Below are 14,330 nucleotides of genomic sequence, written 5' to 3'. Positions count from 1 at the left end.
CGAAGCCCGTCAGGAAAGGCTGATGAAGCTGGCCGCCTGAGCTGCAAAAGCTTGTCCAGACAACCGGAGCCGATACAGACTTCGGTAAGTCGAACGCAACGATTGCCGCCCCGGCGGCAGCGGGCAAAAGGCAAGATTCGGCAGTGAGATGCGGGGTCAGGAAAGAGAGCTATTGCCTCTTGAATGTGGTTACGTATCTCAACAGTAACGTCGAGACGCTGATTGACTATCGCACATAGCAATGCACGGGAGGGCGGATTCTCCACCGGCCACGTGGAATCATCAATTAACCGAATTGGGCCGTCGTATAAGCAAGATCCAGCATATGCGCTGGAGTCGCGTGAGGGCACGTAGTAGCGTGCAATTGCGCGTGGCGCTGTTGAACCAAGAATTTCACGAACTATCACAACACCAATTTCCGTGCATTGGAATGCAGCGCGTTCTTGGCCTTGGCGACGAACATACCGGGCGTTTTAACGGCTTCCACGATTAGCGTTGTAACGGACATCATTAGACAACCTTTAAACTTCAACATCCGTCGCGCGCTGAGGGAAGAGGGCGTTGAAGTTCGCCCCTCGCACGAGTGATGCCGAACCCGGATGGGTGGATGGGAAACTGGAAGGAAAGGTGGCCGAACGCAGCGTCTACGTTCGTCGGCCACGGGCAACCTTAAATCTTTTTAAATTACCGAACGGTGCTTGCACCGTCGACTGGAATTGCAGCTCCGGTGACGGATTTTGCTGCGTTGCTGCAAAGGAACAGCATCGTCGCGGCGACTTCGGCGGTCTCTACAAACCGGCGAGTTGGAAGATCCCGAAGAAAGGCAGTGCGCGCTGTTTCTTCGAACGATAGGCCTAGTTCTTTCGCTTTCGCTTCCACCTGCTGCCTGACGAGGGGAGTCAGTACCCAACTTGGACATATAGCATTGCAGGTAATGCCCAGCGGGGCTCCCTCCAGTGCTATTTCTCGCGTGAGGCCAAGGATGCCGTGCTTAGATGCAACGTACGCCGATTTTTGGTTCTCCGCCCTCATTGCGAGCGTAGATGCAACATTAATTATTCGGCCCCATCCCCGCGTCTTCATCCCAGGCCATGCAGATCGGATCGTGGCAAAGGCTGCGGAAAGATTCACTGCAATCAATCGATTCCACGCGTCGTCAGAGAATCGTTCGATATCGCATACATGCTGAACCCCCGCGCAGTTGACCAGAATGTCGACAGCCTCGCATTTCGCCAAGGCATCCGCCACAAGCCTGCTCGCCTGCCCGTAGTCAGATAAATCATGGGCGAAATGCTCTACACGTCGTCCAGTAGTCGCGCCGATGCTCGTACGAATCTCTTCGATTTCATCCGCTGAGCCGAAGCCGTTGATCGCGATGTCGGCGCCGTTTCTGGCGAGGACGCGTGCGGTCTCGAGACCGATACCGCTTGTGCCTCCCGTGATGAGCGCAACTTTTCCATGCAACGGAACTGTGACATCCATATTCATGGTCACCTCTTAACAGTAGGGCCAGCAATCTGCCGACTCCTTGGTTGTTGCCGAGCAATCTCGTGGAAACGGTATTGCTTCGATGTGCGGGCCGCTTGTTACCCCGTGTGCAAGTTACGGCGTTATGCGGGACGTTGGCGTTTCAACGGCAGTTCGCCGGAAGCTTCGGCAGGCGGAGAGCCGAGTGCCTTAAAGAATTCAATGACGTCGCGATGAAGCGCCATTGCTCTACGTGTTTCCGTATCGAAACCCAGATTGACGGTTTCGACGGTGCATGACAGCGTCCCGTCACCTTGAATGTGGTGGAGCAATCGAAAGCGCTTGTCGTCGAAGGCAAGAACACATGTATGAACGGTGACGGCTGCGCCGAGATGCAATTCAGACAAGTAGCGAACGTGCGTCTCAAGCATTACAAATTCGTGGCCGAGACGCCCAACACGGTCGCGTCCACCGTTCGCCGCTTTCCAAAGCGACATTGCTGCATCGTCCGCTACTTTCTGATAGGACAGGAAATTGACGTGTCCCAGTTCATCAATCCAATCTCCAGCGACCGGCCCCGTCCAGGTCTGCAGCCATCCCATAATCAATTACCTCCTTGACCGGCGCCGGTTGATGCGAGGCGTGCAAGTGCGAGGCGAATCGACGCTACGCCGAGGTCGCGCTTCTCTAGCAGCGGTGCCTGCCCCAGCGCGCCAATGCCGCTGGTGACTTCGTCAGCGTATCGCCGCAATAGCGCTGGATCTGGGACGAAGTCCGGCGGTGCAGCGTATCCGCTCGCGAGTTCCTCCGAGAGGAGCTTAACAAAGTCGCCATATAAACCGACGTCTCGCGCACCAAGGAAGAAAACCGAGGACGGACCCATGACTGCCCAGCGCAGGGCCGGCCCCGACGTTATAGCTCGGTCGATCGACTCGAGATCAGCGACGCCTTGCGACAAGAGATAGAGGATTTCCTTGAAAACCGCGAATTGGATGCGATTTCCGATGTACCCGTCAATCTCCCGGGACAGCTCGACCACTTCACACCCAGTGGACCGATAAAAAGTCGTGGCTTTCGCGACAGCGCCAGGCGCCTGATCGCCTCCCGCAAGCTCGACGAGCGGAACGAGGTACGGTGGGTTGAAGGGATGACCGATGATGATTCGGTGACCGTTTTTAGCCTTCGAGCGAAGATCGCTTGCAAGGAATCCGGACGAACTGGACGCAATTACGACATCGGGCGCAAGCGCCGCGTCGATTTCCGCAAGTAGGCTGGTCTTTGCATCGAGGTTTTCGGTAGCGCTTTCTTGCACAAAATCGGCGGAACTGAGCGCGTCGCCGAGATCGGTTGTGAAGCGCACATTATCGCGCGACGCACCTGGCGACAGACCGAGCTTAACCAGCGTCGGCATCGCGGCGTCAAGCGTCCGGTTGATATACTCGGCACGCTCAGGAGCGACATCATATACGACGACTTTAAGGCCGGCACGGAGGAAGTGAGCGGCCCAGCCCACGCCGATTAGACCACCTCCGATACAGGTGACAGTGCCGACGGAATCACGAGGCTTAGCAGACGATAGATTTGTCATTGAGCAATTTAGCAATGGAACGCGCCGAGCGTTCGTAACGGGATTTAGGCGGTGCGAGCGTTCGATTCTGGAAGGCCGAGCGAGTGGCGCGTCTCGTGCACATCCATGACGCGCGACCCCATCAACTCGACAATTTTTACTGCGCGTTCGACGAGCTGAGCATTCGTCGCAAGAACCCCTTTTTCCAGATAGAGATTGTCTTCCAGTCCAACGCGCACATTGCCACCTAGCAGTACCGCCTGAGCAACCATTGGCATCTGAAAGCGACCAACACCGAACGCAGCCCACTTTGCGCCGGCCGGCAAGGCATCTCGCATGGCGCACATCGCCTCGGTTGTCGCCGGGGCACCATACTTGATACCTAGACAAAGCTGAAAGAGAGCAGGAGATGCGATGACCCCTTCTGCGATAAGCTGCTTCGCCAACTCGATATGCCCGAGCTCAAAGACCTCGATTTCCGGAATGACGCCCGCGGCCTTGTAACCGGTCGCCATCTCTCGGAGGAACGTAGGCGTTGTACCGTACAGCGCGTCGTCGAAGTTGAGCGAGCCACAGTCGAGGCTTCCGATGTCCGGCCGCAACGCTGTGATGTGAGCCATCCGCTCGGCAGGCCCTACGAAATCCGTAGACGGGTGGAAGTCGAGCGGGGTGCGCGCATTTCCAAACACCAGTTCCCCACCCATCCCGCCGGTCAAGTTAATGATGAGTTCGCTGTTCTTCTCGCGGATTCGTTCCACGACTTCTCTGAACAAAAGCGGGTCGCGGCTAGCCACACCTGTTGCCGGGTCGCGAACATGGATGTGAACCATTGCAGCGCCGGCTTGATGCGCATCAAGAGACGCGGATGCGATTTGCTCAGGGCTGACAGGAACATGTGGACTTTTTCCGGCGGAATCTGCCGATCCGGTAACAGCGCAAGAGATGAAAACAGCAGGGTTGATCATTGGTTTCCTCAGAATGGTTAATGCACATGGCATCTTGCAGTGGCTGCCCGATCTCAGGCATAGCGTGACGTAACTTCGAAGAACAACCGGTAGCCCGCGACGTCCGTTCCCTCAAGTCACGAAACTGTTTGGGCCTGCATAGCAAAAATGTCGACGGGCTCGTATCGCTCATGTACTGTGCATGTATACAGATTAAGTGCCCGTATTTTTCTTGTCAAGAGAGGAATGGTACGTAGTCAACGGCTGAAAATCGTTTGCGAACTTGCGACGCACAAGTCGAGCTGCGGCCAAAGGTCGGTGCTTAGTCGTGTCCGGGTGTATACGTAACGTACTTCGAGATGCTTTACATCGCTGCCGTTCGATCAATGACGAGGCCAAAAGACATACACGCCGAAGAGAGAGAAAGCTGCAGAGAATACCGAAGCAACGGCGCCCGGAGCATCCGCGGAGTGGCGGTGCGCAATACACCTTTCACGCACCGACGAAGCGCGTCGACGAACTTCTACTTCGAAACCATCAGGCGCAGGATTTCAGATGGTGAATGTCCGGGGGCGAAACCTACAGAGATGGATCTCGCGGAAGAGTTCAGGGTGAGCCGAACACCGCTTCGCCAAGTTCTACATTGGCTTGACCTGTTTGGACTTTAAACCGGTTGACGGACACGGGGACGATCGTCACAAGGGCCTAGCGTCGATTAAGGAAGTTCTGCTGTTGCGGGCTGAACTGTCGATGACCCTAGAGCGGTTTCTCGACCTCGGTGAAGTCACATACGACGCTGGCCGAGTTGAATGGACTGAGACTTCGACAGATCGGCCGTGGTACCAATTAATCAACACATCCGCCATATACCGATTCAATGTGTGACGCACGCGTCGCGAGCCGCGTTTGACTCGCGTCCTCTTCGCAAGCGCCCGACAGTATCATGACGATCCAGAGTACGGAGTTCAACGACCTTTGCGAAGTCCCAAGGCTAAGTATACTGCTGCTGTCGCGCGGTTCGAGCGTACAACTCTGATCAGGTGAAGCGATGCGGTCTGCACGGCGATGCGCCTCACATGAGCATGAGATTTAGACGCGTCCGTCAACAGGACGGTTAGCTTCGTCCAGGTACCCCACCAGGGGATCCGTTCTTGCCTGCGTTTAAAGATGCATTGACCACGTTCAGTGCAGCGTGATGTAACTCTGCGGTAGCAGCGGCGATGACCCGACCATCGAACGCGGTGCCAAGACGTTCTCCCTTCCAGTCGGTGATGATCCCGCCGGCCGCCTCTATCACAGGCACGAGAGCCAGAACATCGTAGAGCTTGAGCCCGGCTTCAACAACCAGGTCTACGTACCCGGAAGCGAGTAGTCCGTAGGCATAGCAGTCGGTACCGAATCGACGCATCGCAACGACCTCGCTCAACTGTTCGAAGGCCGCCGCTGAGGCAGGATCGAACATCTCTGGAGCGGTCGAAAACATTCGTGCGTCTGCCAAGGTGGAACATGTACTGGTCTCTACCCGAATTCCATTCCAGGTTGTGCGGTCTCCGTAGCCTAGCCAACGCTCCCCGAGTATTGGCATGTCAATGACGCCGAGAAGGGGGCGTCTTTCGTGAAGCAGAGCAATTAAGGTGCCGAACAAGGGCACACCACAGACGAAGCTTTTTGTGCCGTCGATAGGATCCAACGCCCAGCTCCAGCCATCGCCAATTTGTCCACCGGACTCCTCGCCCAAGATCGAATGGAGCGGGTACTGCTTCGCTATGGACCTACGAAGCGCTGCTTCAATTTCGACGTCTGCCTGAGTGACAGGACTACCATCTACCTTGATATTGACGTTCGCGCCCGAACGAAAATAGGCACAGGCCAGGCTGCGTGCCTCATCGGCTATGGCATCAACAAAAGGCAAGATTTCGTGCGGAAATGCCAATACGTTGTCTTGTTTCACTTCACATTCCTAATGCGGTACACCCGGCGGGCTAACGTCGGGTGGGCAGGTGATAACGTTGGCTTACGTCAATGCCACGTTATCACATATCTTCGGCCTTCACGCACAGCTGGCGATCGACCCGACTGAAAAGCAATACTCAATCGCGGCGTAGTCGCGCGTCGCTACGGATAACTTCCTCTTCTGAACGGAGATCAAGTGACCGTGCAAAGAGGAGATAGGTCGTTCCGGATACAAACAGACCCACGAGCCAAGCGATGTCAACTCCACTTATCAGCCGCGCGAAGTAGCCAACGAAGACTTCCTTTCCATCCTCCACAACCGAAAAGAACGGAATCATTGCGACAAAACCAATCAAGTACGAGTATATTCCCCGCAATTGCCACCTTCCATAGATGCCGTCGGGCGTGAAGAAGTGTGAGATTGCGTAGCGTCCCTTTCGAACGAAAAAGTAATCAACCAGATTTACTGCAGTCCACGGCACCAAGAAATACAGCATGAAGAGCAGAAGCGTGTTCAACAGCGCGATGCCGTTGCCTCTGACGGACAACATGCAAACAACGAGTACGACGCTCAGCCCTAGAATTGCAGAGATCCGCAGATTTCTCGTCGGTCGAATAGGCTTGAACGAATCGGCGGCCGTCAAGCAAGTAAGCATTGCGCTGTAGGTTCCAAGCCCGATCTGAGGCAAGAAGCCGACAATTGATGCGATGACCAACACACTCCCGAAGCCCGGGGAAATAGCCGAGCCCAGATGGTGGATAGCAACGAGTGCGTCTGACGCTTTCAGCTCCTGCGCTAACCACGCGCCGAGCCCGATCATCCACGAGCCCGACAAGGACGCGCCGAGAAAGACCGCGGTAATGAGCTTCTTACGGCTTGTGTTCTCAGGAAGGTACCGGGAGTAATCTGACACATAGGGCGCATAGGCGATGTTATAACTAGCCGAAACTGCGAACTGAGTCACGAAAGCAGTCCACGCAAAGCCCAACGTCGGAACAGGGGTGCCGGTGCCTTTAGGAAGACCGAACATTAACCAGACGGTGACGAATGCATATAAAGGAAGCGATAGATACAGGGCCCATCTGAAAGCTTTATGCAGGAAGTCGTGTCCATAAATGGACATTGTTGCGCCAAGGAGAATCACGCACGTGCCTACGATGACGGGATTCACACCGAATACGTTCTTTACGCCGTCCATGATGAGCGCGACGTTGACGACATTGAACCCCATGAAAACAAATAGCGTCGCCATGAGCGCTAGTACGACGCCTCGATATCCAAACTGAGCACGCGACTGGATCATTTGCGGCAGACCCATCTCCGGACCTTGAGAGCCGTGGAAGGCCATGAATAGCGTTCCAAACATAATGCCGAGGGCGCCGGCCAAGGTCGTCCATCCAGCGGACAACCCCATGCCGGGACCGACAAAGCCAATGGACACAGTAAAAAAGTGCAGATTTCCTAAGAACCAGAAAGGGCCTTGGCTGCTTAACCGGGCGTGTCGTTCATTTCTAGGTATGTAGTCGATCGAATGACTTTCGACTTCCATGCCTTGCCGCAAACCTTCAATAGTAACCGTTTCTTGACCCTTCATCAGCTTCCCCTGATACGTAATAGCAATGTTCCCTCAATCGATGCCTCGACGCGATGGAAGCTTCGCAACTTGACCCGGAGACCGATCCGTGACCGCTACCGCGATCGCCGGTGTTCGTGGCACCGAAGCTTTTCCGCAATGACTCGATATGTATGGTGCTTGTATACTTGCGGAGCGATATTCGAATGTCAACCCGGAAAAGCCCTATGCCCTGACGAGCTTGCACGGCAATCGAAGCAACGATGGGGCGGCTTTGGCGCCCCAGTCCAGACGCCGAAGCATTCAGCGCGATGCAGACCTGGGCGCCCTGGTGGTAGCTGAGTTGAGGGCGAAGGCGCATGCAGAGGTTCAAAGCCAGCCAAGACGCATCTCTGGGACGATCCGGTGCTGGAGCGACGATGCCGACGTGTTCAAAAAGGGAAGGCGGTGATCCGTCGCTTTGTGTGTCAAGAGGCTGACGGGCGACCGATTACGCCAACCGGAGAGCGCTCCAGACTGCCGTGCTCCATGCGACGATGGTCTCGTGCTCGACTCGAGCAAGTGCGGAGGCGTCCTTCGCGCTGAACGCACCATATAAGTCGCTCAGCTCTTTCTCTTGCAAGGACATGAATGCGTCGATTCCACTTGCGAATGACGAAAACCAGACTCGACTCGCAACATAGTAGGAATTCAGCCACACGTCAGCCATATACCGGTTCGAGATATGACGTGCGATGCACGCTCTTATTTCATGGGAGATAACAGCGTACTCAACGGCGTCGAATTTTTTGGCAAGCTTCCCCTGTCGAATTTTTAGTTTGTCCAATTCCTTCAACGTATCGTTGACGTCCTTCAGATCGACGAATGGCTCGAGAAGCGTCGAAAGCTCGGCCCGGAACTGCAACACCTCTTTGATTGACGACAAATCCATTCCGGTGACGATTGTTCCGTGCCCCACGATCGGCTGGACTAGGCCAGCGAGCTCCAACCGCTGCAACACCTGGCGGATAGGCGTTCTACTCACGCCAAATTCTTCAGCGAGGTCGATCTCCTTTAATTTCGTTCCGGCAGGATATTCGTTAGTCGAGATCCGGCGGCGAAGTGTTTCGAAGATACTCGCTCCATCCACGCGCTTCGTGGCTTGCATAGCTAAAGATTCCGGGCTCATACCGGATGTCGCGGAGGAATTGTGAACACTCTTCACTGACCGTAACGCAGTGGCAAACTTGATTTTGTCGGAGGGCATCGGTTCGTTCTGTGTGGTTAGAAAGGCACGGCACGACTCGCGTTACCGATCGTCCGTTGCGCCATGTATACATTCTACATCTTCGGGGTCCGGTCGCCTGAAAATCTATGTGGACCGTTTGAGCAGCAGTACCGCTGCAAAGGGGCGGGCCGTCCACAATGCAATCGAAGCTGCTTTTGGGCGTCGCACCGCTGCATGCGTAGGGGTGATTGTCGGCACTCAACTTGGTGACATCGACCACTTCATCCATCAGGTTAACCCTGCTTTCCGTCAAAAACGGAGGGCGAGGCTTGACAGGCCTTTTTCGTAGTGTTCTGCTAGTATACATGCACAAAACAAAGGCTTGATATGGTCAACTCGACGCAAGATATTCCTGTACTCGAAGCGCGCGGGATCACGAAGGCGTATGGCTCCATGACGGCGCTTAAAGGCGTCGACCTGGCCGCGCGGCGTGGCGAGGTCATTGCGCTAATTGGGCCGTCCGGATCCGGAAAGAGCACACTGCTGCGTTGCCTCAATTTTCTGGAGAAGCCATCGGGTGGGCAGGTCATCCTTGACGGGGCCGACGTCTTTGAAGCGCGCGATTTTGCGACTCGTCATGGCCGTCGTGAAAAGGCCCGGTTGATTGCGCTGCGGCGACGGGTTGGAATGGTCTTCCAGTCCTTCAACCTTTGGCCGCACCGCACTGCGCTTGGCAATGTGATGGAAGGCCTTACCCAGGTACTTGACGTCTCTCGCCACGATGCGCACGACCGTGCTATGCAACTCCTGGAGAAGGTCGGTCTCGCGGAGCGCGCGAGTCACTATCCGAGCGAGCTGTCCGGGGGGCAGCAGCAGAGAGTGGGAATCGCGCGAGCGCTTGCCACGGAGCCGGAAATCTTGCTCTTTGATGAACCCACATCAGCGCTTGACCCCGAATTGGTAGGTGAGGTGCTTGCAGTCATTCAAAACCTCGCTAAAGAGGGCCGCACCATGGTCGTCGTGACGCACGAGATTGGCTTCGCACGTGACGTTGCTTCGGAGGTCGTATTCATGATGGCGGGCTCGGTCGTAGAGCATGGCACGCCAACTGAGGTGCTACGAAACAGCCGGTCCGACGCATTGCGTGGTTTCCTTGGCCGCTTTCGTCAGGACGAGGCGCATCAGAGAACACATTCTGAAGATCGCTGATATTTAACATGAACCCGCAATCTACTTAGGAGACAAACATGAACTACGCAAGCCGGGCATTTGTTGTCGCCGCTGTGACCTTGGCATCAACTTTCCTCCTGGCGCACTCAGCATCGGCTCAGCAAAGGCTGGTTGTCGGATTTGATGGATCGTATCCGCCCTACGCGTCGATCGACAAAGCAGGTCAACTCCAAGGCTTCGAGGTTGACGTCGCCAATGCCGTTTGTGCCGAGCTAAAAGCAAAGTGCGAGTTTAAGAACATTCCATGGGACGGGATCTTTGCGGCACTCGACGCGAGCAAGATCGACGTAGTGGCGGCTGGACTAAATATTACGGAAGAACGGAAAAAACGCTATCTGATGACCGAATCGTACCTGAAGACGCCGTTCGCCTTCATGACCACGAAGGATTCGAAGATTGACGGGACTGCCGCAACGCTCAATGGGCAACAAGTGGGAACGGTCGGCCCCGGTACGCTTGAGAACTACATGCGTCAAAAATGGCGCACGGTCGACTTGCGGATCTACGACAGCATGGACGGCGCCGTTCTTGATCTTGATGCTGGGCGCATTGCCGCAGTATTTGGCGAACAGTCGCAACTGCAGGCGGCTTATCTCCGCGCAAAGCCTGGTGTGTATAAGGTCGCGGGTGCACCGTTCCAGGATCCAGCATTGGGTGGCAACAAGGGCATGGCTGTGCGAAAGGACGAAGCGGCATTGCTCGACCGGTTGAATCAGGCGACCGCCAAGATCGTCTCAAGCGGCAAGCAAGCTGAACTGTCGAAGAAATGGTTCGGTATTGTGCTGCCGGCAAACTGAATTGAATCCGGTGACTGCGGCAACCAATTTGAAACTTCCTGGCTGATATGGATTCGACTCTTCCTTACTTGCCTTTCATTGTCGAAGGCCTCATTGCGACAATCGGCGTTTCACTGACGGTCTTCGCCGGTGCCGCGTCAATCGGCCTTTTTCTCTCATTATCGTCAGGCACGGCGCGGCGCGGAGTAGGGACGGCCGTGCATCTTTATGTCGCGCTGTTCCGAAGCCTGCCGGAACTGTTGTGCGTGTTCATTGTCTACTACGGCAGCGAAATCGTGCTTCGCCGCGTCATGGAGGGGTTCGGACTTGCGTCGGTTTCGATTTCGCCATTCGCCGCCGTCACGATCGCACTCGCAGTCCAGTTCGGCGCGTACTGCTCAGAAATCTTCGGAGACGCGCGCAGAACGATTTCCCCCGGACTTATTGAAGCAGCAGAAGCCCTTGGTATGACGGGGGCGGCGGTGGCCCTGCGGGTGACGGTTCCGCTCATGGTACGGGCGGCAATTCCTGGTCTCGGAAATCTCTTTCTCGTCATTCTGAAAATCTCTGCGCTAGCATCAGTGATCGGCCTCGAAGAAGTGACGCGCCGAGCAAAAATTGTCGCCGGTACGACCCGCGAGCCGTTCGCGGCTTATCTGATCGCGGCAGCCTGCTTTCTAGCCATTACTGCTGTCGCTTCGTTGGCACAACACCGTTTGCATCGCGCAGCGCAGGGAGCACATTCATGAGTCCGGAGCTCACATTCTCCCCTGTGTTGTGGATGGCCATATTGAAGGGCCTTCGGGTAACTGTTCTGCTGACTGTTCTATCCATGAGCTTTGGTCTCGCTCTGGGAACCGCTCTGGCGCTCCTTCGCCAGTATGGCGGGAGTACCGCACGGGCGTTTTCGGCCACCTACGTTTTCCTCTTCCGCGGCGTTCCTCTTCTGATCCTGCTTTACTTTTTGTATTACGGCGCACCTCAATTCGCTCCTTTGCGAACTGGATTCCTGTGGAACGTGATTTTCAGCTCCGCCTTCAACACCTGTGTTCTGGCGTTCGCGTTAAACAATGCAGCGTACCTGGCGGAGGCTATACGCGGCGGGATCTTGACCGTGAAGAAAGGGGAAATTGAAGCTGGTCATGCCGTTGGCCTAAGCGGCAACAAGGTCATTTATCGCATCGTTCTTCCGCTCGCCTTCCGTAGCTGTCTTTACTCAATTGGCAACGAGGCGATTTTCACGATCAAGTCGTCGGCGATTGCCAGCGTTATCACGGTAAGAGACGTAATGGGTGAGGCGCAAAGTATTGGTAATTACTATTCGGACAATCTGTCTCCGCTCCTGGCAACCGTCGTAGTGTATGTGGTGCTGGTTCAGTTGATTGAATGGGGGATTCGCCGATTGCGTCATAGATTCCAACCTTCGTCGGCCAGGCGGTTGCGCGCGCAACAGGCTGCTGCGAAGCTCATTGCGCGAAAGTTGTAATTCAAGCCAACGTAGATGGTGTGCCCTCTGCCCTTGGAGGGTATTGAGGCCAATCTGGCCGGAATACCTGTTGGGTCGAAATCGCTTTTACCCAGGGAAACGAACTAGTGATCGCTATGCATTTTTTAAAAAGTCCAACTAACTGCGGCTTGCGGGTCTGTTCCGAGACAATTGCTGCAAATCGTGGAGGATAACAACATAACGGCGAGGCGGAGCAGCAATCACTTGCCCCTCGTCATTGCGATGGTTCTCGAGGTTGCTATCAGTATGCCTAAACAGAAGCCCGTCTCAGATTGCAGTTGAGCGACACGCGCGTTGCTGAAAACTAAATTGAAGGATCTAAGCACTGCAGAGGGACTTAAGAATGCAGAAGTGCGTCCTAGTATCCCGTTAGAAAATCTACATAAACGTTTGTCATTCAAAAACACTACCTTTTGGGGACTTTATGAAATCAAAAATCTTAGTGGCAGCCGCTGTCGCTGCTGTCGCTTCGACGGTGCACGCGCAGAGTTCAGTCACGCTGTATGGCCTCATTGACGAAGGGTTTGATTTCACAAACAACGTGGTCGGTAGCAAGAGCTACTCTTTGCAAAGCGGCTACTTGCAGGGAAGCCGCTGGGGTTTGAAGGGCAGCGAGGATCTGGGCGGAGGGCTAAAGGCGGTCTTCCAGCTAGAGAATGGATTTGACGTGAACAATGGCCGTCTTGGGCAGGGAGGCTTGATGTTTGGTCGGCAAGCGTATGTAGGATTATCGACCATCGACTATGGGGCGATTACCATTGGTCGGCAGTACGACTCAGTGGTCGATTATCTAGCGCAAACGACGGCGAATGGTAGCTGGGCCGGCTATCTTTTCTCGCATCCTTACGACAACGACAATACGGATAACACATTCCGCGTCAACAATACGGTAAAGTACACGAGTCCGACGTTGGCTGGCTTTCAGTTTGGGGGAACCTATAGCTTTTCCAATTCAACCAATTTTGCAAACAACCGACAATACAGCGCGGGTGCTACCTATACGAACGGTGGGCTTCTTATTGCCGCGGCTTACCTTCAGGCGAACAATCCGTCGGCTACAGCCGGTGGAGCGATCAACAATGGTGGGGACGAGAACTTCCTCGGGAGCCGTTTGCGAATCTTTGGAGCAGGCGTCAACTACACCATCGACAAGGCAACGCTGGGCTTGTCGTACACAAACACTGATGTAGCCGATCCAGTCAGCTCCGCGTATGTTGGAGCGATTAACCCGACAGGCGGCGGCGCTTCCAATTTGCGTTTCCAGAACTTTGAGGCCAACGCAAAATATCAATTCACTCCGGCATTCTACGCCGGCCTCATGTACTACTATACGCGCGCAACTCTAAAACAGCCGTCGCAAACGACGCATCCTAACTACCAAATGGTTGGCTTAATGGGAGACTACGCTCTGTCGAAGCGAACTGACTTCTACTTGCAAGGCGCTTATCAACGCGTTGGCGGTGACGAAACGGGTTCAGTCCTCGATGTGGCTTACGTCCCAGGTGCCGATGGTGTGTCGTCGAATGGCAACCAGTTAGTCGTTCGTGCCGCCATTCGCCATAAGTTTTAAGCGAGCGTCTATTTTTCCAAAGCTGACGCAATGAGAGGCCCTTACTAGTCGTTGTGCCGGATAGTGAAGGGCTATCTCCTCCGTCTGCCGAGCTCATATGGCGGATCGGTTTGATAGTGGAGACGCAGTGACGCCAGCTTCGAGCGAGCACGATCTGAGTTACGCTCTTTGGCTTCCCACTCCGCATTAGGCGCGCGTTGGCAATGTCGCGGCGGAATCGCCCCTGACGGATGCGCGCCGGGATCAAATACTTTGAATCTCCTTCGACCCATCAGACCTTCGGGCTTGACGCAGGAGTTACCGGATTCGCAAAACGGAATGCGTTTCGGGTATCCGCCCGAACACTGAGCCCGCTAAGTGGCCCGTTTGCGCCAACCATCCTCTGGCTCGATTGCGGCGGTCGAAGTGCACTTCGATGACGCGGGAGTAGTAGCCACGATATGCCTTTCGCGGCAAACTGCGGCGGCTCCGGTTTTTCTGGACACAGAGTTGGGGTAAAACGTGTGATCCAAACTGGAGTAGTTGATGTTGAAGA

At 55.1% G+C, this 14,330-nt stretch carries 13 protein-coding genes and 1 pseudogene; 7 read left to right on the top strand and 7 right to left on the bottom strand.

Features of this window, described 5'->3' with window-relative positions; all coding sequences use genetic code 11:
* Nucleotides 1–131: 131 nt before the first annotated feature.
* A pseudogene (locus tag EVC45_RS47310) lies at nt 132–477 on the top strand (ISKra4 family transposase); the annotation flags it as partial.
* Nucleotides 478–684: 207 nt separating this feature from the next.
* Here EVC45_RS47310 and EVC45_RS41585 read toward each other — a convergent pair.
* The 4 genes from EVC45_RS41585 to EVC45_RS41570 all read right to left on the bottom strand — a co-directional run bounded on the left by EVC45_RS41585 (nt 685) and on the right by EVC45_RS41570 (nt 3,996).
* A complete protein-coding gene (locus EVC45_RS41585; protein WP_129963907.1) occupies nt 685–1,488 on the bottom strand; it encodes a 3-hydroxybutyrate dehydrogenase in 804 nt (267 codons plus the stop codon).
* 122 nt (nt 1,489–1,610) lie between these two features.
* On the bottom strand, nt 1,611–2,069 hold the full coding sequence (locus tag EVC45_RS41580) for a thioesterase family protein (RefSeq protein ID WP_129963906.1): 459 nt from the start codon (nt 2,067–2,069) through the stop codon (nt 1,611–1,613).
* 2 nt (nt 2,070–2,071) lie between these two features.
* On the bottom strand, nt 2,072–3,055 hold the full coding sequence (locus EVC45_RS41575) for a 3-hydroxyacyl-CoA dehydrogenase NAD-binding domain-containing protein (protein ID WP_129963905.1): 984 nt from the start codon (nt 3,053–3,055) through the stop codon (nt 2,072–2,074).
* A 44-nt stretch (nt 3,056–3,099) separates the two neighbouring features.
* Entirely contained in the window at nt 3,100–3,996 is an 897-nt protein-coding gene (locus EVC45_RS41570; protein ID WP_129963911.1) for a 3-keto-5-aminohexanoate cleavage protein, read from the bottom strand.
* Nucleotides 3,997–4,337: 341 nt separating this feature from the next.
* On the opposite strand from EVC45_RS41570, the gene EVC45_RS47815 reads away from it, so the two are divergent.
* Nucleotides 4,338–4,646 (top strand): GntR family transcriptional regulator, encoded by a 309-nt coding sequence (locus EVC45_RS47815; protein WP_306770865.1) that lies wholly within the window; start codon nt 4,338–4,340, stop codon nt 4,644–4,646.
* Between the two features lie 446 nt (nt 4,647–5,092).
* On the opposite strand, the gene EVC45_RS41560 is transcribed toward EVC45_RS47815, so the two are convergent.
* From EVC45_RS41560 to EVC45_RS41550, 3 genes are all read right to left on the bottom strand, one after another.
* A complete protein-coding gene (locus tag EVC45_RS41560) occupies nt 5,093–5,929 on the bottom strand; it encodes an inositol monophosphatase family protein (RefSeq protein WP_248295472.1) in 837 nt (278 codons plus the stop codon).
* A gap of 139 nt (nt 5,930–6,068) precedes the next feature.
* On the bottom strand, nt 6,069–7,526 hold the full coding sequence (locus tag EVC45_RS41555) for a cytosine permease (RefSeq protein WP_211193568.1): 1,458 nt from the start codon (nt 7,524–7,526) through the stop codon (nt 6,069–6,071).
* 469 nt (nt 7,527–7,995) lie between these two features.
* Nucleotides 7,996–8,652, bottom strand: a complete 657-nt coding sequence (locus EVC45_RS41550) for a GntR family transcriptional regulator (protein ID WP_168991648.1) — start codon at nt 8,650–8,652, stop codon at nt 7,996–7,998.
* Nucleotides 8,653–9,099: 447 nt separating this feature from the next.
* Between EVC45_RS41550 and EVC45_RS41545 the strand changes: the two genes are divergently transcribed.
* The 5 genes from EVC45_RS41545 (at nt 9,100) to EVC45_RS41525 (ending at nt 13,795) form a co-directional block, all read left to right on the top strand.
* The gene (locus tag EVC45_RS41545; protein ID WP_129963903.1) at nt 9,100–9,921 is read left to right on the top strand and encodes an amino acid ABC transporter ATP-binding protein; all 822 of its coding nucleotides are present in this window, start codon (nt 9,100–9,102) and stop codon (nt 9,919–9,921) included.
* A gap of 38 nt (nt 9,922–9,959) precedes the next feature.
* Nucleotides 9,960–10,739, top strand: coding sequence for a transporter substrate-binding domain-containing protein (locus EVC45_RS41540; RefSeq protein WP_129963902.1), 780 nt, complete (start codon nt 9,960–9,962; stop codon nt 10,737–10,739).
* Between the two features lie 47 nt (nt 10,740–10,786).
* The gene (locus EVC45_RS41535; RefSeq protein WP_129963901.1) at nt 10,787–11,467 is read left to right on the top strand and encodes an amino acid ABC transporter permease; all 681 of its coding nucleotides are present in this window, start codon (nt 10,787–10,789) and stop codon (nt 11,465–11,467) included.
* Entirely contained in the window at nt 11,464–12,204 is a 741-nt protein-coding gene (locus EVC45_RS41530; protein WP_129963900.1) for an ABC transporter permease subunit, read from the top strand. Before EVC45_RS41535 ends, EVC45_RS41530 begins: the two co-directional genes overlap by 4 nt.
* 445 nt (nt 12,205–12,649) lie before the next feature.
* Nucleotides 12,650–13,795, top strand: a complete 1,146-nt coding sequence (locus tag EVC45_RS41525; RefSeq protein WP_129963899.1) for a porin — start codon at nt 12,650–12,652, stop codon at nt 13,793–13,795.
* The last annotated feature ends 535 nt before the right edge of the window (nt 13,796–14,330 follow it).

Source organism: Paraburkholderia sp. UYCP14C (assembly GCF_004197395.1).
Lineage (GTDB): Bacteria > Pseudomonadota > Gammaproteobacteria > Burkholderiales > Burkholderiaceae > Paraburkholderia.
The sequence above is the reverse complement of the archived record's forward strand: the minus strand, read 5'-3'. Positions and strand labels throughout refer to the sequence as shown.